The following is a 24,903-nucleotide window of genomic DNA, read 5'->3' as shown; positions in this document are numbered from 1 at the left end:
AACGGTTCCCGCAGTAACTATTGCCAGAACCGTTCCAAACCCCAGCAGCCGCCATAAACCGTTGTATTTAAAAGACTTACCATTGATTCACTGGTTCTTTTTGAATACGTAAGACAAACAATTTGGGCCGCAAATGTAGGCTTTGTCGTAAACGGTACGCACAACTTCACAGCGTTTGTTAGTTGCTTGGACACTATTTAGAGGTATAAGAGAGCCAAGAACCTGTTTTAGCAAACAGTTGATTTTTGAAGTTAACATCACCCCACAAACAACAAGATGAAGCCGTCAAAGGCTTTCTTAAGTAATTAGTTTACAAATTGCTCAATGTTGAAAAATATGTGCTAAACATAATGTTAGGTATATTTTGTTTACTGTAAGGGCTAAAGGATGAAGCCAGTTGTCTACGTTGACATCGAAGGTCAAATTTGGAAAGTCATGGGTGATGGACGTTGGCTCAAGGTTGAGCCAACTGAAATAATCGATATCAGCATCCCCCTAGTCAAAAACCTAGTGAGTGATGTTGAACAAACCTTAGCAAACAGTGAACTCGACTCCACAGAGACTAATAACAGCCAACAAGATAGACCGCCCTTGTACTCTGGGAATACTTCCACACTTAGCGGCGAGCAAGGTAGTCAAAGTGCGTCCTTTATTGTTCGTGTACAGCCCACATTAGATGAAACCCTCCCAGAGGCAGGCTTTAATACACAAGCGACAGAGCAAGGTGTAACAAATGCCAATCAACAGGGTGCTCAAGCTGACCAAATTCCTCCATTAAGTAACCAAGCGCAATTAACAGTGAATATTGTTGATGGCGGCGATGGCTACGAAAACCAGTTTGAAGTACCTGCTGTACTAATTACCGGCGAAGCGCCAGATGTAGAAGATGGTCGCATCGTAGTGATTACGCTTACCGATTCTGCAGGGCAAACGCTAACTGTAGAGGCTGTTGTAAATAACAATAGCTACAGCTACCAAGATCTCGATATTCAATCGCTAAATGAAGGAGCGATTGATGTTTACGCTAGCGTGACAGATTACTTTGGGCAGTTTGTCGATGCCAACGACTCAAGCATTAAAGATGTAACGGCTGTTATTGAAGCGGAAATAGATGGCCAAGGTGACAACTACGTAAATCTGTATGAGCAAGCGATTACTCCCTTATATGGAAACATAATCGGGATAGAAGACAATCAAGTGGTACTGGTTCAAGTTGTTGATGAGTCAGGCCAGCAACTCAGCTTTACCAGCCAAGTGCTAAACAACAGCTGGAACATCGCCAGCGCAGATTTGACGACCTTACAAGATGGCGAGTTAACCATTAATGTTAGCGCTGTAGACATAGCCGGTAACCCTGCATCAGCCAGCTCTACAATAATTAAAGATACTCTCGCAAGCTTGACTGCCGATATAGATGGGGTTAACGATAACTATATAAACGCTATAGAGTCCCCTTCCACTTTACTATATGGCCAAGTTGCAGCTGTTGAAGATGGCCAAATTGTTAGCGTAACGGTTACAGACAATAAAGGTGAGCAGCTAAGCTTTCAAACCACGGTTGGTAATAATAGCTGGCAAATCAGTAATGTTGATTTAACACCTTTAGCGGAAGGTAGCTTAACCATTACAGCCAACACATCTGATATAGCGGGTAATCTAGCGAGTGCTAGCTCAACCATAGATAAGGACACCTTAGCTAACATCAGCGCAAACATTGATGGCCAAGGTGACAATTATGTAAATGCCATAGAAGTACCAGCCACACGGTTGTTTGGAGAAATAAGTGATGTTGAAGATGGCCAGTTAGTTAATATTCAAATTACCGATATAAATGGTGCAAGCCTTAACCTACAAACTACCGTCACCAACGAACAGTGGTTAATACCTAGCAGTAATCTAAGTAACCTAGCCGATGGCGAGCTTAACTTAACGGCAGCTACGAGTGATATTGCCGGAAACTCCGTTTCCGCAACCACCAGCATCATCAAAGACACTCAAGCCTCAATTAGCGCCCGTTTTGAAGGAAATGGTGATAACGCGCTCAACCAAGCCGAAGTGGGACAAAGCCTTTTAGAAGGAGTATTGGTTGATGTAGAAGATGGCCAGCCAGTAAACATTACCGTTACCGATAGCTTAGGCACAAGTTTACAATTTACCACCACCTCTTTAGATAACCATTGGCAGGTTGTTGAAAACTTAAGTGGCTTGGCCGACGGTGAATTGCAGTTAACAGCCACAAGTAACGACATTGCTGGCAACCCTGCGTCAGCTAGCAGCGTAATCACCCTAGACACCAGTATCCCCACCATCGATATAGATACTCTAGATGGTTTTAGTATCTTTCAATTTAAAGCTGGCGTCTTAACCAGCCTTCAAGGAACGACTAGCGGCGTTGAGCCAAGCCAACAAGTAAGCATTACTATCACAGATGGCTCCCGTACTGTTATTGCCTTAGCCACCGTTGATCAAAACGGTGATTGGCTAACTAACAATATAGATACCGGAGAACTAGATAAGTTGGCTAGTTGGACACTGACTAGCTCGGTGAGTGATGTAGCTGGAAACAGTACGCAAGATGCCCTACCGCTGCTTGCTGAACCCGACCCTCATAACTTATTGGAAACCGACTTGTATCAGGCTGGTGTATTAGTTACAAACTCCAACGTTAATATTTACGATGCTCAAGAGATCTCTTTTTCCGAACTACAACCCGAGCTGGTAAGCATCCAATCTGGCGGAAGTAACTTAACCATCTTTAATTCAGCAGACAGTAAAGTTCTCGAAGGCAGAACCACAGATACTAATGAGTTGGTGTTTAGATTTAGTGTTTTGGCTGACAATTCCATTCAAACCCTAATTTATAAAGCCTTAGACAATACCCTTGATACCGATGAAACCTTCTTAACACCAGTAATCTCGGCCACTCAATATGATACAGACGGAACAACCGAAACCGTTCTTACCCCGCTAGTAATTTTGGTTAAAGACTCGGTGCCGCAGCTTTTTAACGACTATGCCCATGTTACAGAAGGTGATAGCGTTTTTGGTAATGTTATTGCCAACGACTATAGCTTGGATGGCGAGCTCAAGGTTAACCAAGTCACGGTTGATGGTGTCACTAAAGATGTTGGAATTGTGCCTGCGGTATTCATTACAGAGCAAGGGTATCTATTGGTTGATGACTCAGGTTATTGGTTATTTGTTGCTAACCGAAATTTAGATCATCAACAAGCACAAGAATTGCGCTTTGACTACCAAGCGATCGACAGCTCCGGTGACACAGCCTCAGCACACAATAACATTGTGATTAGCGATGGCTCACAAGGCAGCTTTGTTAATGATTTTAAATACAATACCGAAGGTAGTCTTAGTGACTCGCCCAACGTTTTCACAGAAAGCTTTACAATTAAACCAGGTAGCGACAACCCAGATCCTGATAGCGTTAAGTTTAGTGAGGCGACACTGGTTGATTTAAAATCATTAGTGCTGACTAGCGGTAATAATTTATTAGACCTTAGTTACAGCCTGAGTGATGACGGCAAAACCATTAGCGCAGAAGTACCGTTTATTGGCTTGGTTTTTACTCTTAGTTTAAGCGCAAACGCGAATGGCAACGAGGTAAATGGCAAAACAACGCTAACCATGTTTGATAGTATCAATCAATTTAGCAGCAGTGATTTAAGCTTTATTAAGCTCACTATTTTGTCCAGCGACTTAGACGGCACCGCAAACGAACCTGGCCTAATTGACTGGGTGCTAGCTGACGGGAATGACCCGCAATTAACTAATAATGAAAGCCTAAACTTAAATGAAGCGGAATTAAACTTAGGCACAGTTACAGCCAGTGGCAGTGTAGATTTAACTATTGGTAGTGACGCGATTGACGAGTTGTTTTTCGATAATCAGCAAACGGCAGTGACCAGTGGTGGAGAAAGCCTATCATTTGCAGTAAGCCCTAGTGGTAATACCCTAACAGCCTATACTGATGACGTTAATGATCCTGTATTCACTATAGTCATTGACGATTTTGCCGATGATCATCAAAATCAAACACTAGGCTATGAGTTTTCTCTGTATAAAGGGCTAGACCAAAACAACGGTAGCCATTTCCCTATTAAGATAAATGTAAGAGATAGCGATAATGACACCCAATCACTAGCGCTTGATATAACTGTAACTGACAGTGATAACATTGCGGTCACTGTAGGAGACTTACAAGTAAGCGAAACACCGCGTGATCCAGACACAGCGCTCACTATTAACTCAACCGCCACAACCACCGTTTCGGTAACCGCTAATCAAGACCCAATAGAAAAGCTGTTCCTTGATATCACCAACGGTAGCCCAGTTTTAGATAGCTTAGGCAATACCATCAGTCAAAATAGCCAGGACTTAAGCTGGCAAGATAATGCTAATGGCACTTACGATGCGGTTTATGGCAATACAGTAGTATTCAGCCTTAGCTTACCCGACGACTTTGAGTTAGCAGCCAATAGTTCTATTGACGTAGAGTTAACATTTAACCTATACAGCGCTATAGATCATTTAGATTCATCGCAAGATCAAACTCTGTCGCTTAGCCTACCAATAAGTGCCACCGATACCGATGGCACTAGCATTACTGCAAGTTCAATAGTCACTATTTATGATGGTAGAGAGCCCAAAATTGAAACCGCTGGGCAAATTGATGTAAATGAATCCGATTTAGCCAATGGCAACATTGCAAATGGTATTTCTACTGTTAACCCAACCATTAAAGTAAGCGCTGGTAGCGATGAAATCACCGACATACTTTTAGATACAGCAGCATTTAATGCCTTAGGTATTCAATCAGGAGGAAGCCCTGTCAATCTAGCGGCTGCAAATAACGGCGGTTGGTACGTAGCAACAAACGATCTAGCAGAACCGATATTTCAAATAAAAATGAATACTGATGGCAGCACAGAATTTGAGCTTTACGCAGCCTTAGATCATCCCGATGGAAATGGCGAAAACTTGCTAGCGCTAGATTTTGTCACTAATGCTATGGACGCAGATAATGATGTTAGTGCAAGTACAAACTTTAGTGTCTCTGTTACCGACGATACGCCCCAAAGTGAAAACCGCAGTTTAGACTTGGTTGAAGGCGAAAGTTTTAGCACTCAGTTACTTAATGAAACTGTTAGTGGCAGCGACGGGGCTAGTATTGTTAGCTTCAATTATATGGGAACTAACTACGCTATAGCAGCGAACAGTTCTGTGACCATAGACTTACTAAATCCAAATTTGTTGAGCGAAGTTTACGGTGAACTAACCCTACACGCCAATGGCGAACTAGTTCTAACAACAGAATCCGATGTCACTGAATCTCCTGCATTGCTTGATTCCATTTCCTACGTAGTAGAAGACAATGACGGCGACCAGGTAACTAGCACAGCCACCTTAAACCTAGGTGATTCTCCAGGGGTGATTAGAACAGAAAATGCAGAAACAACAGAAGATAACAGTGTTACTTTATCTATTGAAGTTCGCCCTGGCGATACCGACCAAAATGAAGCCGTTACCAATATTATTATCAACGAAACGTCGTTAAGTGGCGGTAGCCTATTTCTTGGCAATACCTTATTAGTTGCTAGTGGTGGGTTTATTACCATCACCGATTTGCAGTTTAGCGGTAATGTCGCTAAACCCAATGGAGTATTAAGCTATCAACCAGCCGAAAACGAGTCCAATACCACCAGCTCAGTCTCCTTAGCGATTAGTTCTACAATTTCTACCCTTTCAGGTGACCGCGTGATCAGCAGCAACCTGGAGGTATCTGTTTTACCTATAGCAGACACTCCAACTTGGAGTGTGTCATCCCAATATATATACAGCATGGTTGAAGACGACGATAGCAACCAAACCCTCGACATTACAGCTAACTTAGTCGATTCAATAGATGGTTCAGAAACACTTAGTTATCAATTTGCTGATTTACCCGACGGGCTTCAACTTAGTTTAAATGGCAACCCAGTAACCGAAGGCAAAAGCTATAACCAAAACCAACTAGACCAAATAACAGTAAAAGCCGATAACAACTTGGCAGGCCAATTCACCTTCACCTTAATTGCCATAGCAACCGAAGCTGGCAATGCATTTGCCGCTGCAAGCGATCAAACAGCTCAAACAAGCCAAACAGTGACGATTAATGTTCAACCAGAAGCTGATTTACCTAGCCTTTCAGTGAGAAATATTAAAGGCTTAGAAGATCAAGCCATTAACCTAAGCGACGTGATAGCAGGCCAGCTAAATGATAGCGATGGTTCAGAGGCTTTAAGCTACAAAATTGTAGTGCAAGACGGCTGGCAAGTATCTGGTGGTTCTACAGTATTGAGCAGCCCAAACACCTACCTTGTACAAGCTAATGAACTTGATGCTGGCATAGTGAGTTTAATACCTAAGCCAGATATAAGCTCCTTTACAGAGAGCTTAACGCTAAGTGTAACCGCAATTGCTAGCGAATCGACCATCGACGGTCTCATTCCCTCTCCAGTCACTGCGGAAAGCTCTGCTCAACTCATCACAGTATCACTGACAGGTGTAGTTGATACGCCGGTGGTAGCCGACGCTGGTGCCGGTAACTGGGCTATCGACCAAGTAAACAATGTAATAAGTAATCAAGCTAGCTTTAATGAAGACCAATTGTTTGCCTTAGACTTTGAGTTCTCAACTTCAGACGATGACGCCTCAGAGAACATCAACTTACTACTTACCAACCTACCCGACAATATACGTTTAGTTGATAGCCTTGGTAATCCCTACCCATTAGAAGTGGTGGGGAAAGACCCAGTAACAGGTGCAATATATCAAGTAAACAATAGCATTCTGTCACAGCTATTTGTAAAAACCGATGATGACTTTAGTGGTGAATTAAACTTCGATATTAAAGCTATTTCTACTGAGCCCGATGGCGACAGCGGTAAATTTGAATACACCGTAAACATAGAAGTATCTCCGACGGTGGATGAAAACGATGGCGCTAATTTATTCACACAAGCAGTAGAAGACCGAAATGTTTCATTAAACCTTATGCCTCCTTTAAGCGCAGATAGTGATGGTAGTGAAAGTATCACTTCATACACCATCACTAGTTTACCCAGTGACTTACATTTATTTATCGATGGCGTCCCTGCACTGGTTCCGCCAGGCGGATTAGACTTAAGCACCTTGTTTGATCCTAACACCACTAACTTAACCAACTTTTTATCTAGCGGACAATTAACTATTCGAGCTGACGCTGATCTTAGTGGCGACTTTACTATTCCGATTAGTTATCAAATAGTTGATAACTCGCCAACTGGCGCTACCGATACTAAGACTCTCACTGCAAACCTACAAATAGACGTCGCAGGCAGGGTTGAACTGGATACGCGTTTAGAAGCGATCACAAGCCCCTTAGAAAGCAACGACGGGAGCGCTATTTCACTTGATGGTAGCGTACTTTTTGTTGATTCAGATTTAGATGGTTCTGAATACTTAGACTATATAGAAATCGTAATCCCAGAAGGTGAATTCTTTCAAGTAGAACACCCGAACGGTGCAATCATGGGAGCCAACAACAATTGGATTATTCCGGCAAATGGATTAACCAGTGACTCTGTGGCAGAAACTGCGGCAGATATTTTGGCTGGTGCAAGCTTATACAGCGCGCTGAATACTGATCAAGTCACTATTACAATTAGAGCAAGAGTGATAGACGATGAAGATGCTCGCTACATTTCAGCCCCACTGCAAGTTCAGGTAAGCGGTCATTCTGGTGGAGACATAGTACCTTGTACTCCTTCTGCCCCCGGAGATTTATCCAATTCAATCGTTGATGCCAACGAAGGACAAGACATAGACGTAAGCGGTCATTTAAATGGCGACATCGCCAATGACCCTAGCGACGTTATTTCATTTTACATATCTGTAGACGATTTACCCGAAGGCGTGGAGTTAGAAGGCGCTGAAATCTATCCAGAATACAACGCATTAGGAAACGTTACCGGCTATACAATTTCGGCTAGTGCCATAGAAACGATGACAATAACCGGATTAGATGAAAATTACGCAGGACAGTTAGACATTCCTGTTACGGTGATCGTAACCGATACCTGTACTGGTGATAGCATCTCCGAGCAACAAGCCATAAGTATTTTAGTTCAACCCATCGTCGACGAAATATCCCTTACCATTACTAACAACGTCATCCAAGAAGATACTAGTACAAACCTCAATATGGCTTTTGTTTTAGGCGACTCGAATATACCGGGTGAAGGTATAGAAACCGTGAATAGCTTAATCTTTGCTGTTCCAGCCAATAGCAGTTTTATTGGTGACTCAGCAATCATAACTAATAACGGAGATGACACGTGGACAGTAATAGATCCATCTAGGTTAAATGAAATTGAGTTTAGACCACCCAACAATTTTAGTGGCCAACTTACCATAGACATAGCAGCAAACATCACTGATTTAGCCGATGGCCTGCTTGATACCCAAACCAAAAACACCAGCTTAACGATAGAAGTTCAACCGGTTGCCGATCAAGTGCTGCTAGATGCACTAAACAGCAGCGGAGACGAAGACAACTATATTCAATTAGATGGGTTAGCCGCCCACCAGATAGACTTAGATGGCTCAGAAACTGCGTCATTAAGTATTCACGGCGTGCCAGAAGGAGCTGTACTCAGCTATTTTGATGGCAGCAGTTATCAACTACTACAAAACAATGGTGCTGATGGCGGAAGCTTCAATGGTGCTCCAACGCATGCCTGGGGTGTAGACAGTAATCAGTTATCTGAAATCTACTTACTGCCACCTCTCGATTTTAGCGGCGATATTCCGCTGATATTCGAAGCCATAAGCCTAGAAACAGCAAACAATGATTTTAAAGTGAGTACTCAAGACTTTGTGGTGGGTGTTAATCCAGTCGGTGATGACAGTCAGTTCTTCGAAGTGCCAGAAAGCTTAAGCTCTGACGAAGGCATAGCCATCGACATCCCACTTAATATAAACAGTTTTGAAACTAATAGTAATGAACAAATAATGGTTGGCCTAGAGGTTAATAACAGTTCTGATGCTACGGCTCTAACGGGGTTAGACCGGATTGTTATTAATGGCCAACAAGCGCATTTTGTTTATAACGGTTCAGGCTACATTGCTTCACTGCTTATTAATGCGGCTTCAGTAACAAGTTTACAACTGTATGCCGGAGACGCATTTGGCCAACTAGATGTAACACTTTTCTCCCAAACCAAAGATAGTGCATTTGTACTAGGTAGCGAAGTGAGTGATTTAGGCGATGTAACCACAAAAAATCTGACTATTAACATCAGCCCCTTGCCTGATCCTCCCATTGTAGAACTGCAGTATTCTCATATTTATGCTGAGCAAAGTGGCGATATTCCTCTAGGAATAAGTATAGATTTAATTAACCCAGCCGCTGGGGAGGAAGGCAAAATTACTATTTCAGGGATCCCCGATGGCATAGAAATAGCTGGCCAATTGGGCAATAACGGTCAGCTAGAATTTATGATGAATGAAGTTGCAGACTTAGCCATTACTGGCGGTCAAAACTCAGCAACCAATTTCACGTTACTAATCGACAGTTCAGCTACGCTAGATGACAACAAAGCTGAAGGTATTAGCCAAGAACTCGAAATATCACTAAGCCCTGTTGGCGATAATACTTTAGATGGAGGAATTCAACAGGATCTAATTATTGGCGGTGCCGGTAACGACCTACTATCAGGTGGATTAAATAATGATGTTTTTGCTTTTAGAACAGAAGATCTTGGCAGCACTGGCAATCCAAACCTCGATACCATTAGTGATTTTAACGCTGCAGATAATGCAGATGCCATAGACCTGAGCAGTATTTTACATGGTTTAGGAGTTAACAACGGAAGTAGCGCCGAAACATACATTCAGCTTAGCGAACAATCAGGCTCTACCCTATTAGAAATAAAGCCTGACACCACAAACGTCACCCAAAGTATCCAGTTATCGGGCGTGAGTTTGGATGAACTTTACAAAGGCGACGCTAGCCTTGCAGACCAATCAGATTTACTTCAAAAAATGATTGATGACCAAAATCTAATAGTGAGTTAATAACTACATGGATAAGCAGGATGCTTGGCTAGAAAGCATAGAGTGGCTATGCAATTATTTAGGTCTCCATTTTAATAAGTCGGTGACTGTTAGAGGCTTGCCCCTTGCAAACGGCAAGCTAGAAGCTGACTACTATGCACGAGCTTGTGTACAGGCGGGACTTTCAGCCACACCGATAAAACTTATTCAACTTAAGCAATTCACCGGACTATTGTTGGTGGTTGATAAACAGCAACAGTTACGCATCGTCTCTTCGATCACGAAAGAAGTAGCTATCTTTCAAAACCCAAACCATCCCAATAACCAGCAACAAGCTATCGCAGACTTTATGGCAGAAGCTACCGAACAAGCTTGGTTGATCACCCCACTACAAAACACCGATCAAAGAGTTGAACAATTACACCAAGGTAAAAAAACGCATTGGATCTATAAGGCCCTTGAACAAGCAAAACCATGGTTTAGAGATTTACTGGTAGCGTCTATCTTTATCAATCTATTAGCCATGGTAGTTCCGTTGTTTACCATGAATGTTTACGACCGAGTGGTGCCTAACCAAGCCTTTAATACCCTATGGACACTTGCCATAGGTGTAACTATTGCGCTGATATTTGATTGGTTGCTACGAAAGGCGCGTAGCAACATCACCGACATGGCAGGCAAGCAAATAGATAACACCATCTCAGCTAGCATTATGGAGAAGGTATTAGGCATGCGTTTAGAAAACAAACCACAATCAGTGGGTGCGTTTTCTCGGCAAATACAAGACTTTGATAGTGTAAGAGATTTTTTCACCTCGGTAACTTTAGTCACCTTGGTTGACCTTCCCTTCACGCTGTTTTTCTTAGCCTTGATTGCATGGCTCGGTGGCCCAATGGTGTTTGTTCCACTAACTGTGTTAAGCGGTTTAATTGTCTTTAGTTTGATAATGAAAGCTAGAATCGCTGCCAGTATGGAACAAAGTGCAAAACTTTCTACCCAACGACAGGCAGAGCTTTTTGAAAGTCTCACTACCCTTACCGAGCTCAAACAATTTAACGCAGAAGGAGTCAACCAGCGAAAGTGGGAGCAAACAACTAGCCAAATGGGCGACTGGCAAATTCGCTCTCGCCATCTCAGCAATCTAATCAGCCACTCGATAGTTACTAGCCAACAAGTTGTCACCATTGGGCTGGTGGTTATTGGTGTTTACCGTATCTCAGAGGGATTACTGAGTATGGGCGGATTAATCGCAATTGTAATGTTAAGCGGAAGAGCAGCAGGTTCAATTAACCAGTTATCTATGCTTATTTTACGTTACCAACAATGCCGAGCAGCAATACAAGGGCTAGAGCAAGTGATGGCATTACCGCAAGAACATCAAGCAGAGCATAAAGTCCAAGCAAACAACTTTGAAGGGAAAATCAGTTTTGAAAAAGTGAGTTTTTGTTATCCAGAGCAAAATTTTAATGCCTTAAGTGACATTAACTTACAATTAATGCCCGGTGAGCGCTTGGGGCTAATTGGCAACGCGGGCTCAGGTAAGTCTAGCCTTATTTCATTAATGGCTAATCAATATGCACCTAGCTCTGGCCAAATCAGTTACCAAGATATCGATGCCTCATTGTGGGCACCAACAGTATTACGCCAACACATAGGGTGGTTAGGACAAGACCCGGTATTGGTGTTTGGCACGGTAATACAAAACATTTTGCTAGGTACCACATCGCTAGATGAAGAAAAACTAAACTGGGCGGTTCAACATTCTGGTTTACAGGCCCATTTAAGCAGAATGAGTAACGGACTAGAAAGCCAAGTGGGCGAACGCGGTATGTTGTTATCAGGAGGCCAGAGGCAAGCAGTTGCTCTAGCCAGAGCTTTATACCGTAAACCCAAATTACTGCTGTTAGATGAGCCCGTAAGCGCCTTAGATAACAACAGCCAAAGTTTAGTGAAACAAAGCTTAGCTAAACTCCCCCGTGACATGAGCATTGTCATAAGTTCGCACCAACAAAGCATACTTAGTATTTGTGATCGGATCATCGTATTGGAAAGGGGTCATATCGTTGCCAATGATAAGGCCGATGTAATCCTAGGGCTTCAAAGCAAAAAACGTCACTCTGTTAGTGTGGTAAGAGAGGCCAAACATGACTAACCAACTTGCTTGGCAACAACAACACTTAGCGCAACAATCTAGGCACATAATATGGCTTTGTGGAAGCCTTATCACCTGCTTAGTTGTATGGGCTGCATTGGCTACTTTAGATGAAGTTATTGTGGGTAATGGCAAAGTTGTACCTTCATCTGCCATTAGCAAAATTCAAAGTTTAGAAGGCGGTATTGTTAAACAGCTAAATGTAGAAGTGGGTGATCAAGTAAGCCGAGGCCAACATCTATTATCTTTAGAAGACACCCGTTTTAGAGCCGCTTTTCAAGAGAGCGAGCAACAACGTAGCACCCTACTCGCTCAAGAAACTCGCCTAATAGCCGAGTTAGCCAGCGTTAGTATAAACAATGCTAGTAACAATTGGACGAACCAAGTGTTAGTTAAACCTCTTGAGTTAAGCTTTATTAACCAAAACCAACGGGCTCAAACTAATGCTACCGCAAACTACCAACAACGGATCCGCCAACTTAACGCTCAATTAGAAGAAGCAACTTTAGCAATAGAACAACAAACCCAAGCACTTAATGAGGCGCTCGGAAATCAACAAACTCTACAACACAGCTTAGCCGTAGTTGCACAAGAAATATCAATGTTAGAAGACGTAGTTGCTAGCGGTGCTGTTGCAAAAGTCGAGTTACTAAAGCTACAACGCGACAAAATTCAGCTAGATGGGGATATCGCAAGCGCACAACTGATGGCCAGTAAACTGAAGGCTGCTATTAACGAAGCAATCTTAGAGCGTCGCAATATAGCCGTTGAATTTAGAACCAAAGCACAAGCACAGCTTAACGAGGTATCAGCAAATCTCGCTCAATTAGATGAAAGCCAGCACGCTGTCGCTGATCAACTAAATAGAACCAAGCTGGTTGCTCCTATAGACGGGACCGTTAAGGATATTCTAGTTAGATCTGTCGGTGGCGTGATTCGCCCAGGTGAAGCAATAATGGAAATTGTCCCGAAAGATAGTCAATTAATAATTGAAACCAAAATTGCACCTAAAGATATCGGCTTCATCCGGACAGGCTTGCCCGCCATGGTGAAGTTTACCGCCTTTGATTTTGTGGTGTACGGCGGCCAACTAGGTGTTGTGAGCTACGTTAGCCCAGATGCCCTTCAGGACGAAGATGGCAGCACCTATTACCAAGCCCATATTCAATTAGACCAAACAAACAACACTAACTTGCAGGTGATCCCCGGTATGCAAGCTATGGTGGACATACTAACCGGGGAAAAATCTGTATTGAGCTATTGGCTGAAACCTTTATTGCGGGCTAAAGCTAACGCTCTTCGTGAACCCTAACGGATGAGGAAAAGGAATGCGATCATCTGTAATAACCGCTGTTGCTTGCCTATTTAGCGCAAATGCCGCAGCGTTGTCATTAGAACAGTCGGTAGCTTACGCTATTGATTACAGCCCAGACATTGCTGGGCAATACGCACGCTTTCAATCTGTGTTGCGCGATGTAGACGGCGCTCAAGCAGACTATTTGCCGCAGCTTAATGTTTACGCCGCGGCTGGTTACGAAGACACCTACTATAACAGTGGTGTACAAATACCCAGCGACGAGCGAAACATGAACCGAACTGAGGTAGGCATTAAAGCGTCGCAATTAATATTTGACGGTTTAAAAACCAACGCCAATATATCTCGATTAAGCTTTGAGGCTGAATCTGAACGTTTATTGCTGTTATCAGACGCTGAAAACGTTGCATTAGATGTAATACGCGTTTATCTAAATACTTTAAAAGCTCAAACTGTATTAGAGTTAAGCCAGCGAAATGTTGTAGAGCATGAAGAAATTTATGACGATATTTTGGAACGTACTCAAAAAGGTTTAAGCAGTAACTCAGACCTTGCACAAATATCTGCTCGTGTGGCCACTTCAAAAAGTTCGATGATTGCAGCAACCAATAATCTCTACGATTTGCGCACGCAATACACCCGTTTAGTCGGAAAATCTCCTGATAACCTTGTAAAACCGCAATTCGATTATCAACTTATTCCAGCCAATAAAGACATTGCCATTCAGCAAGGTATTGACGCGCACCCAGAAATCCAATCAGCAATGGCTGACATTGAAGCCGCTCACCAGGAAACTCGCCGCGAAAAAGGTAATTACTACCCAGAGTTTAATATCGAAGCAGTGGCCAATCGCAATGAAAACGTGGGCGGATTAAGAGGTCCTGATCGCGATGCTCGAATCATGCTCACCATGAGTTACGACATTTTTAGCGGTGGTAGAACCATAGCCAATACCGAAGCAGCAGCATGGCGTAGCGAACAAGCCAGAAATACTAGAATTCGCGCCCAACGTGAAGTAGTAGAAGGCACAACTTTAGCTTGGCACGCCTACGAGCTTCTGGCTCAACAAAAACAGCTATTACAAGTAAATGTAGACGCAGCAAAAGCCGCAGAGCTGGGGTATATCGAACAGTTTAATGTAGGAAGGCGCAGCTTGTTAGACGTATTAGATGCCAAAGTAGAAGTGTTTCTAGCCCGCAAAACCTATATAGAAACCGATTACGAACACACCCTAGCAGCTTATCGGATCCTAAATGCAATGGGACGATTAACATACGCATTACGAGTTGAGTATCCCGAACAATGGCAAACAGGAGCGAACAATAAATGATTAAACTTATCGCAACTGTGTTTAGTGCCAGCTTATTGATAGCTTGCTCCCACCAACCAGACACTAGGCTAAGTCGACACCAAATTGATGATCTACGAGATCACGACAGCGACGGAGTTATCAACCAACGAGACAAGTGCCGAAACACCCAAGCGGGTACCATTGTCGACAACAATGGTTGTGCTGTTTGGCTTAATCACCAAAGCTATCTGGTTCAAAGTATTCTATTTGACCTGGATAGCGCGACTTTCAGGAATGATCAAACAGAAACATTACAAAAAATTGCTCTTCAGCTTAAACACAACCCCACACTGCAAGTTACCTTAATCGGTGATACCAGTAGTGAAGGTAGCGAAGATTACAATCACCAACTAGCCGTAAAGCGCACCAATGCCATTTGCCAAGAGCTCTACGATAAAGGCATAAACCCAGACCAAATTCTGGTGCAAGAGTACTACCAAGAAACTGAATATACCGCGAAACTAGAACAACGAGAACGACGAGTGATAGCAGTATTTAAAGAGCAACAATTGCAAGCCCAACAACAGTGGACCATATACAGCTCAGAACAAGGCACGAACCAACAAGGAGTTAAACAATGATTCTATCTCGCAGCATTCTTGTATCTGTGTGTTTTCTGTTTCACTTTTATGCTCAAGCTAATAATCATCATCGCGTAATTGTTGAAAACGAACTCGTAGAGCCAGTAATAGAGCTAGTTAAACATGCTCAACTAAGTAAGCAACTTGGCATCATCAAAACTAATAGTGTTGCGCACAGCTTTATTCAAGGTAAAGGCTACATTGGCATTAGCTCTGAACGTTGGTTAGACAGCGACATGGCAGAGTTTGTTAGGCGTTATGGTTACCAACCCACCGAACTGTTTTTCAGTTCCGATGCAGCAGCAATACTAGTTCACCCAGAGAACCCGGTTAACGCCATAGATATGCCCTCTCTAGCGAAGCTATTTGCATGTAACGATACAAACACCTCACCGAGCTGGAGTGCTTTAAAATTAAGCTCCAGTGAAGATCAAGTCCAAACTTACGCAGGATTAAACGAACTCAAGCAACACAAGAAGTTTACCGATCTTGTTACTTGCGAAGGCGAACAACAAAGCTCAGTAAAGCAGCTTGAAGTAGCGCAACTTTTAGATACTCTAAACCAAACGCCAAATGCTATTGCCTATACCCTATATCAGAGCAACTTCGACCAAGCTAAAGCCCTTCAGCTTATTGATGCTAGCGGCGACTATTTTGACCTAAACCACGAAACTATTTTGTCAGGTCGTTACCCCCTCGCCAACGTCTATTATATGTACGTAAATTTGGCACCTAGTGGCAGTTACCCCGCCCCCGCTTTTAAACAGTTTGTTCAATATGTTCAGACTCAAGAAGCGCAACAACGAATGAGAAAATACGGCTTTATTCCACTGCCAGAAGAAGCCATACAACGCAATTTAGTTACCCTAAAACAAGTAGAACCAGAAATAGCGGGGGGATACAAATAGATGCAGCGCTTAGCTTGAAGTAAGTTTCAATTAACCCAATAAAAAAGGCTTATCATTCGATAAGCCTTTTTGCAGTAGTTTCTAACACTTAGTTTATTTCTTTTCTAAGTTGCTCTACTTGATCAAGTGAACCTAAATCAGTGCCCTGTCGGCTCGCTGAAGCAGCACCACACGCTAGACCATAGGGTAAGGCTTCAGTTAAGGTTTCACCTAAACTTAAGCGCCAAACCAAACCTGCGACCATTGAATCCCCTGCTCCAATTGGATTGGCTTCAACAATAGTTGGGCTAGTGAACTCGGCGCACTGATGCTCATCGGCTATCATGGCGCCTTTTTTACCTAAAGAGACCACTAAGTTTTTTGGTCCCATTGCTAACAGCGCTTGAGTCCAACCTTGAGTTTGAGTGAGCTCTTCGCTACTTAAACCCAACAACTCTTGGGCTTCTTCTAAGTTTGGCTTCACTAAGCTCGGCTGTGCGAGTATACCTTCTCGTAGCGCTTCGCCACTGGTATCCAACACCGCATGTGCACCAGCATTTTCGATTAGAGTGATTAGCTCAGCATAAAAACTAGCGCTCACCCCTTTCGGTAAACTGCCGCCTAATACCCACCAGTCACCGGCGTTTAAGTTTTGCTTAACTTGCTCAACTAAGTTGCTTAGTTCCTCGGTGCTAATATTAGGCCCGGCTTCATTCACTTTGATATGGCGTTTATTGCCTGCCTCAACCACCGTGACATTGGTGCGGGTTTCACCAGCAATTTGGGTGAATTGGCATTGAATGTTCATTTTGCCTAATTCACTGGCCAAACGCTGTCCGGTAAAGCCTCCAATAAAGCCCATTGCGATACTCTCTACACCTAGATTGTTAAGCATTCGCGAAACATTGAATCCTTTACCACCACAATCTAAACGTGAGCTGTTGGCGCGACTTACACTATCAAAGGCAAACTCATCAATTTGCAGCTCTAAGTCAGCAGCTGGGTTTAAAGTTAATGTGTAAATCATTAGCGTTCCTTATAAGTAAGCTTCGAATAGTGCTTTTTCGGCGGCAATGTTCCAAGTATTTCCTTTGCCTAGGGCTTCAGCAACACTTGGTAGTTGCTCGGTTAGCTCATCTAAACCTAATAGCGGTAAATCTTCTAGCTGTGGGAAGATTAGAATCTTGCCTGGGTATTTAGCGTCGATCATCGCTTCAATACCATCTTTAGCGACATTCATACCGCCAATTGCCGCAACACAAATTGCAGGAGCAATATTGCCAGCCACAGTGTTATCCATTACTACGGTTTGGTCTTCAATGGTTAGTCCAGAAGTCCCAGTGTATTGTGCGTTGCTTAGGTAAACAGAACTAAAATCTACCGGTGCGAGCGTGCCATTTGGTACACCAGCAAACAGAACTAACATGCCATCGTCTTTCATGAAGGTTGCAGACTCGGCCATAATGTCTGCGTTTGGCACACATACAACTACATCATCTGCGAGCTTTCCTTTGCTGTGATTGTCTACAAACTCTGGCAAACTTACTGGGTTATTAATTGGGTTGTAAGTGACCAATTCACAGTTGTTGCTTTCGGTTAAGCTGGCAAAACGCGCTTCGATTTCGGCTAAGCGTTGATCATTAATGTCGGTAACGATTACTTGGCGAGGACCATCTTTTAGCTCGATGGCGCGTTGTACGTGCATTTGCCCCATTGGACCACCAGCGCCTACAAATACCGCGAAGCCATCTTTACGAAGATCACAGCGGTTGCGTTGTTCGCCGTATGAGTCGGCAACATCTACACCGTTATTGCCAATAAACGCTACATAGTCATAGTGCAAGCGACCTACATCTGCATTTACCAAACCATCAACTGGTTTTTTACCTACCATATTCATGGTGCCGCGACGGGCTACGTGAGTAGCAATGCGCGTGAGTTCATCAGCTGATTGCGGGGCAAGTACAACGATGTCATCAAAGCCTACCCCATCGGTAAATTCAGCAGCAGCTTGCTCAAGATTATCGGCATTAATGTCATTTCGAATAAGTACGTTTTTGGCTTTGCTTTCTACCAAGCTACGGAAGCTATCTGGCACATTACTCAATATTACCGTAGCCGGTGCCTCTAAGCCTTTAGAAAAGCCGTAAGTAACTTGATCGTCAGCCTGACCAGTAATCCACATTACACCGCCTTGTTTAGGCTCTAAACGGCGGCGTTGTGTGTAAGACGCCCATACACAGCCCCAAGGCTCTAGCAATGCAGCTTCAGCAAAACCTAACTCGTCGGATACTTTAAGCAAACAAGAGCCTGTATCGGTTTCTAATACTTCTGGGCCCACTAAGTGGTATTGGGTTAGTCCGCCTGGCACCGTGTAACCATACGCAGTACTTTTACCGTTTTGGTAAATGTCTGGTTGCATGGCGTAACGCTCACCAACTTTAAAGTCACCTTCAAGCTTTTCGCCAACTTTAACTACCGTTAGGGTTGCTTCATGACCTAAGCGAGTTGGCTCTTTACGTAAGTCTCGGTTATATAGTTTAGGGTGAGAGCTGCCTTGGTTAATTAGCTTCACATCAGAGAAACAAAGGCCTACTGCATCTACCCGCACTAGCAGTTGATTTTCTGCTGGCTCTGGCACGTTAAATAATTCTGGTTGGTTATCTTTACCAATGTTTTCCACGCCAGCGCCGTACATGTTCCAAGTGCTGGTAGTGTTTGGTGTGTTTTGGTCTATTTGTTGATATTTTTCGTATTGACTAGTCATCTTAATACCTACTATTAATATTCTGTTATTTGCTAAATAAGATCATCATGGTTTTTGTACATCGCCATGACTTTTTCGGAGCTACACATTTGCAGGGCTTTTTCTGCTTTTTCCTGCAACTTGCTGTAAGACACCGAACGAATAATGTTTTTCACTGCCGGTACATTGGCAGGACTTACCGATAGCTCTTGAACACCCATGCCCACTAACAAACAAGCAATGTTAGGGTCAGCCGCCATGTTTCCGCATACTCCAACCCACTTACCGTTGGCTGTAGCTGCTTTAACGGTCATTGAAATCAGCCTTAATAAACCCGGGTGATAACTGTCGGCTTCGCAACAAAGTTCTGGATTTAATCTGTCCATTGCCAGCGTGTATTGGGTTAAATCGTTAGAACCAATAGAGAAGAAATCGACCTGTTTAGCGAGAGTATCCGCCACTAATGCAGCAGAAGGCACTTCAACCATAATGCCTAAAGGCAATACCGGCGCGTTTAAAGAAACCCGGATTTTTTCGGCCATTTCTCTAGCTTTTGTCCACTCAGACATTTTGGCGATCATTGGGAACATAATGTGGATCCCGGACTTGCCAAATTGCTCTACTTGCCAAATGGCCGTGCGGTATATTGCTTCTAGTTGGCGTTCAAACATCGCAGGGTGTTTAAATGATAAACGTACACCACGAACCCCTAAAAATGGGTTGTCCTCATGCGGCATGTCCATCCAAGAAACGGGTTTATCACCACCAATATCTGCGGTACGAACCACTAGTTGACGATCGCCCAACTCTTTAGCAATGCTTTTTAAGGCATCGATTTGCTGGTCAATCGATGGTTCTTCACTAGAAGCTTCAAACAAAAACTCTGTTCTTAGCAATCCAGCGCCTTCTCCACCATTTTCTAAAATACTTGGTGCGTCTTTTGGTTTAGCAATGTTACAAACTACATCAATATGGCGACCATCTTTAGTCACTGCAGGTTCGTGTTGGTGCTCAGCTTCTGCTAAGCGCATTTGTAACCAAGTGTCGATATTTTGGTTTGCTTGCTCAAGCGTAGCTTGGCTAGGGTTAATCACTACACTAGCGCTTTGCGGATCGACCACTGCCATTTGTTGGTCTGTAACTTCACATAAGTTGCCTGCTCCAACGCCCACTACAGCGGGTATGCCTAGGCCTCTGGCAAGAATCGCCATGTGACTATTTGGTCCGCCTAACTCAGTAGCAATTGCTTTAACCGCTTTACCTTCTAAACCCGCTGTTTGTGAAGGCGTGAGATCTTTAGCTAACAACACAAACTCTTCGTCAGGGAATTGAAGCGTATCAGCCGACAACAAAATTGCGATAACGCGCTCGCTCACATCATTTAAGTCAGCAATCCGCGCTTTTAACCTTTCGTCTTCCACTTTTGACAAAGCTTCAACTTGTGAAGCTAAAGCTTGCTGCCAAGCCCAGGCTGCACTGTTACCCTGCTCGATGTAGCTTAGACATTCTTGGTTAATGGCTTCATCGGCTAATAATTGTTTTTGAGCCTTTAGAATGGCAGCCTCTTGCGGGGCTTTTTCAACTAGCTTGTTATGCAGTTCATCGCTTTGCTCTGCCGCTTTATTTAACGCTGCTGTTAAAGCCTGTTTTTCAGCCTCGGCATTATCGGCCTGCTGAGTAACAGCTAAATTGCATGGGTGTAATACAAATACTGGTGCAGCAGCTATGCCAGGAGAAGCTGCCATACCTTGAAGTACCGCATCACCTGACGCATTAGACAAAGCAGGCAAACCGGCCAATGGATTGAACTCGGCGTTTGCGTTGTCGTCTTCGTTATCGAGACCGGCTTTTATCATTTCTGCTAGTTGCGCAACGGCTGGTTCAGCATGTTCGCCTTCGGCTGAAACCACCACTGAATCGCCTAATTTTGCCCCCATGGCTAACAAAGCAGCCATAGATTTAGCATTTGCGCTTTGCTCACCATTGCGAATTCGTATCTGAGTATTGGCAAAGCTAGCGGCTCGTTCGCTAAGCAAACTTGCTGGGCGCGCATGCATACCCGCTTCATCCACAATGAGTGCGCTTTGATTAATAGCAAAGTCGTCCTCAACCACGGCTTCTTTAGAAGCAGCGGCGCCCAAGGCAGTAATGATTTGATGTTTGTCACAGGTGATCGCCAACTTAGCCGATAAGTCTTCATCCATCACTACGGTGGTTAAGGTTTGCAATAGGCTTAAATGATCTTCACCTTTTGCGGCAATGCCAACAACCAGCTTTACGCTGTCGCCATTGTCATTCCAAGTAATTCCCTGCGGGATTTGAACTATCACCACACCACTTTTGGCGACTAGAGATTTGGCTTCGTTCACCCCATGTGGAATAGCAACACCATTGATTAGGTAGGTGCTCACCTTTTGCTCTCTAGCGAGTAGAGCGTCGAAGTAGTCTGCGTTAACTAAACCAAGCGCTAACATTTGTTCAGATACAAAACGCAATACTTGCTCTTTGCTAGTAAAGCTTTGGTTTAAGTAGATTTGCTTGGGTTCTACAGTAAGCGAATCTGGCTCTTCATTAGCAGCGACTGGCTGCTCAATAGTGGCTGACTGCACCAATTCTGGTTGAGAGGCAACCTCTGTCTCTTTCTCACTGGAAGCGAATAAACTTTTAAAAAAGGACATGCTTATCTCGTTTTGTTTGATTTAGCAAAGTACCTTGCCGCTTAGGCTGGGCAACTTGACGTAAATGGTTAATGAAGATGCGACCTACAGCGTTATACCGCTGCGCTGTAGGCGCTTCCTATTGAATTACAAAAACTTAGGCTTTAAGGCTTGCCACCAATTTGTCGTAGAAGCTAGCATCCATAAAGTTTCCAATGCTTACATGACGAGCGCTCGGTAACTTCTCTTTGGCTCTGGCAGACAACTCTTGTTGAGTAATCACAATGTCGGCATCGTGCAAATCGTTAATCGCCGAATTAGTCACATTAATATCTAAGCCTGCATCTTTAATCTTGCCTCTTAGCACCGTAGCGCCCATGGCCGATGAGCCCATACCCGCATCACATGCTACAACGATAGATTTCACTTCACCGTTTGCAGCTACAGAAGCGCTAGCCCCAGCAGGAATTTGGCCTTTAGATTCAGCTTTGTTAGCGTCAACAGCAGCTTGAGCGGCTTCTAAGTCGTCGGTCTCTGTTGCATCACCGCGGATAATTACCGATGCCACCAAAAATGAAGTTGTCGCAGCCACAGCAATAGATCCAAGGGTTAAGATAATGCCCATACCACCAGTAGACATAAGCACTAAGGCAAATACCGAACCAGGAGACGGCGGACCTACTAAGGCATTACCGGTAATCATATTGAAAGCAACACCTGCCATACCACCAGCGATTACTGCGATGATTAGGCGTGGTTTCATTAAGATGTATGGGAAGTAGATTTCGTGGATACCACCAAAGAAGTGGATAATTGATGCGCCGTAAGCTGATTTTTGAGCGGTACCTTTACCTACAACCATGTACGCAAGCAAAATACCTAAGCCAGGACCTGGGTTAGTTTCAATCAAATAGAAAATCGAAGCGCCAACTTCTGCAGATTGCTCAGCACCAAGTGGTGTAAATACGCCGTGGTTAATCGCATTGTTTAAGAACAAGATCTTAGCTGGCTCTACAATAATAGATACCAATGGCAACAATGAGCGGTCAACAATCCAGCCAACTCCATCGCCTAAAGCGGTAGTTAATACAGAAACCACTGGGCCAATAATCACATAGGCAACCATCGCCATGATCATGCCGATGATCCCCAGTGAGAAGTTGTTTACCAACATCTCAAAGCCTGGTTTGATTTTGCCATGTACCCAAGTATCAAACTTGGCGATTGCAAGACCACCTAAGGGACCTACTATCATCGCGCCCATAAACATGGGAATGTCGGTACCCACAATTACACCCATGGTAGTTACTGCACCAGCAACAGCGCCGCGATCTCCGCCGACAATTTTACCGCCGGTATAACCAATTAGCAGCGGTAGTAAATACAAGATCATTGGTCCAACTAAGGCTGCCAAGCTCTCATTTGGTAGCCAGCCTGTTGGGATAAACAATGCGGTAATTAAACCCCACGCGATAAATGCCCCGATATTTGGCATAACCATCGCACTCAAAAAACGTCCGATTGACTGAACGCCAACCTTTAAATTGTTAGCAGACATTAGTCTAACTCCTTATTCCTTTATGCTCGTAGTTGCTTTGAAATTTGACTCAAAGGCCAAGTTCAAGCTGTCGAGTATCACTCGCTCTTCATTTGTTGTTAGCCATAGATCTATCATCGAAGGATCTGTCATTAATTGAGCAATCGACGAAAATACATATGACTGAGACTCTCTAAGCTTTTTTAGATTTTCTTTTAGAGGTACAGCAAGTAAGAAGATGATGCGAACATCCTCATCCTCTTCGTTCCAGTAAAACTCATCACCCTTTACTCGAACGAAACACAACACCGGTTCATTGATGTGTTGAGTAATAACGTGGGGAATAGCAGTATGTTGTCCGGCAAATGTACTAACAATGTTCTCGCGTTTGTTTATGTCGTTATATAAGCCAGTGGGGTCTGTGGTTTTGCGTAACAAAAACAATTGGGCACATATGCTATATAAAGCTTCATCTTTCGACTCAGCTTCAAAGTCGAGCAATATGGTTTGTTTTGTTATCAGATCCTGATTCATTTTTATCCCTCGCATCACGTTAAGCCGAGTATAGAAAGTGAAATTTATGTGTCAAAGCGGCTGATTAGATTTGACGTCATATAACGATTGCCATTAACAAAACGGCAACACCGCTATTAATGTAATCAAAGGCAGTCATAGGCAGTCATTCGTAATCAAAAACTCTGTGATCGGGGTAAAAGTTTTCAAAACGCAATCAATTACAATCGTTTTTAATCACACAGTTTTCAAGAGTCTTCAAATGCCAGCCAAGCTTCGTCATAACAAGATTTTAGACCACCTCCAAGAGAATACTGTGGCTAGTGTTCAACAATTGGTAGAGCTATTAGACTGCTCTCCCGCTACTGTTCGGCGAGATATTATCGACTTGGATACTCAGGGGAAGTTAAAAAAGATACGAAATGGCGCAGAAAAGATACTCTCGCCGAATGTGGTTAGTTCACCGGGAATGGTAGGCTTCTACCCAAACATATCTGACTACGAAAATTACGAAGAATCCGACCGTATTGCGCAAAAAGCGGTAGATTTGTGTGAAGTAAGAGACAACATCTTTGTTGGTGAAGGACAAATACCATTCTTAATGGGCAAATACCTAACCGATACTCACGTACATGTTTACTCGAACTATTTGCCGCTACTCACTTATTTGATTTCACAAAGCTACCCTCACCTAGTTGTTTTGGGCGGACAATATATAAAGAGCCAAAGCTTGTTGGTGTCTCCCGATAACCATACTTCTTATCAGGGCCGCTATTTAATCGTGAGTGGCGACGGTCTTACCGAAGCCGGTTTAACAAAATCTGCTTTATTAACCTTTATGGAAGAAAAGAAAATGCTGCAATATGCCGACAAGGTAGTCGCCATGGTATCAGCAGATAAGGTTGGCGTATTTGGTGGCTTGTCGCTGTTCAGCTTAGATGAGATAGATATTGTAATTACCGGAGAAAATGCTGACCCCAGCATGATTGAGCTACTTAGAAGCAATAATATTCAAGTGTATTTGGTATAGAAACTATAGGCAGAAAAAAGGGCGCTATATGCGCCCTTTTTA

At 43.5% G+C, this 24,903-nt stretch carries 12 protein-coding genes; 7 read left to right on the top strand and 5 right to left on the bottom strand.

The features are described 5' to 3' along the window. Nucleotides 1-387 precede the first annotated feature (387 nt). From G6R11_RS17645 to G6R11_RS17620, 6 genes are read left to right on the top strand one after another with little or no spacing between them, the layout of a single operon-like run. Complete coding sequence (locus G6R11_RS17645) at nt 388-10,113, top strand: RTX toxin (RefSeq protein ID WP_163134394.1); 9,726 nt, start codon at nt 388-390, stop codon at nt 10,111-10,113. A gap of 7 nt (nt 10,114-10,120) precedes the next feature. Beyond that, complete coding sequence (locus G6R11_RS17640; RefSeq protein WP_163134393.1) at nt 10,121-12,244, top strand: type I secretion system permease/ATPase; 2,124 nt, start codon at nt 10,121-10,123, stop codon at nt 12,242-12,244. Beyond that, entirely contained in the window at nt 12,237-13,556 is a 1,320-nt protein-coding gene (locus G6R11_RS17635) for an HlyD family type I secretion periplasmic adaptor subunit (RefSeq protein ID WP_163134392.1), read from the top strand. The genes G6R11_RS17640 and G6R11_RS17635 overlap by 8 nt, the downstream gene beginning before the upstream one ends. A 16-nt stretch (nt 13,557-13,572) precedes the next feature. Continuing rightward, nucleotides 13,573-14,889 (top strand): TolC family outer membrane protein, encoded by a 1,317-nt coding sequence (locus tag G6R11_RS17630; RefSeq protein ID WP_163134391.1) that lies wholly within the window; start codon nt 13,573-13,575, stop codon nt 14,887-14,889. Continuing rightward, nucleotides 14,886-15,491 (top strand): OmpA family protein, encoded by a 606-nt coding sequence (locus tag G6R11_RS17625; RefSeq protein WP_163134390.1) that lies wholly within the window; start codon nt 14,886-14,888, stop codon nt 15,489-15,491. The genes G6R11_RS17630 and G6R11_RS17625 overlap by 4 nt, the downstream gene beginning before the upstream one ends. After that, entirely contained in the window at nt 15,488-16,399 is a 912-nt protein-coding gene (locus tag G6R11_RS17620; protein WP_163134389.1) for a PstS family phosphate ABC transporter substrate-binding protein, read from the top strand. Before G6R11_RS17625 ends, G6R11_RS17620 begins: the two co-directional genes overlap by 4 nt. Before the next feature lie 88 nt (nt 16,400-16,487). Here G6R11_RS17620 and pfkB read toward each other — a convergent pair whose 3' ends face one another. From pfkB to G6R11_RS17595, 5 genes are all read right to left on the bottom strand, one after another. Further along, nucleotides 16,488-17,405, bottom strand: a complete 918-nt coding sequence (gene pfkB, locus G6R11_RS17615; RefSeq protein ID WP_163134388.1) for a 1-phosphofructokinase — start codon at nt 17,403-17,405, stop codon at nt 16,488-16,490. A 9-nt stretch (nt 17,406-17,414) separates the two neighbouring features. Then, on the bottom strand, nt 17,415-19,145 hold the full coding sequence (locus G6R11_RS17610) for an alcohol dehydrogenase catalytic domain-containing protein (protein WP_163134387.1): 1,731 nt from the start codon (nt 19,143-19,145) through the stop codon (nt 17,415-17,417). A 32-nt stretch (nt 19,146-19,177) separates the two neighbouring features. After that, entirely contained in the window at nt 19,178-21,802 is a 2,625-nt protein-coding gene (ptsP, locus tag G6R11_RS17605; RefSeq protein ID WP_163134386.1) for a phosphoenolpyruvate--protein phosphotransferase, read from the bottom strand. Between the two features lie 136 nt (nt 21,803-21,938). After that, nucleotides 21,939-23,339: a PTS mannitol transporter subunit IICB gene (locus tag G6R11_RS17600; RefSeq protein WP_163134385.1), complete on the bottom strand. Its 1,401-nt coding sequence runs from the start codon at nt 23,337-23,339 to the stop codon at nt 21,939-21,941. 12 nt (nt 23,340-23,351) lie between these two features. Further along, complete coding sequence (locus G6R11_RS17595; protein WP_163134384.1) at nt 23,352-23,852, bottom strand: PTS sugar transporter subunit IIA; 501 nt, start codon at nt 23,850-23,852, stop codon at nt 23,352-23,354. Between the two features lie 241 nt (nt 23,853-24,093). Here G6R11_RS17595 and G6R11_RS17590 point away from each other — a divergent pair, with 241 nt between their 5' ends. Beyond that, complete coding sequence (locus G6R11_RS17590) at nt 24,094-24,861, top strand: DeoR family transcriptional regulator (RefSeq protein WP_163134383.1); 768 nt, start codon at nt 24,094-24,096, stop codon at nt 24,859-24,861. Nucleotides 24,862-24,903: the final 42 nt, after the last annotated feature.

Origin of the sequence: Agarivorans sp. Alg241-V36 (assembly GCF_900537085.1) — a bacterium.
Lineage (GTDB): Bacteria > Pseudomonadota > Gammaproteobacteria > Enterobacterales > Celerinatantimonadaceae > Agarivorans.
Note: the sequence above shows the minus strand (reverse complement) of the source record. Positions and strands in the feature narration are given on the sequence as shown.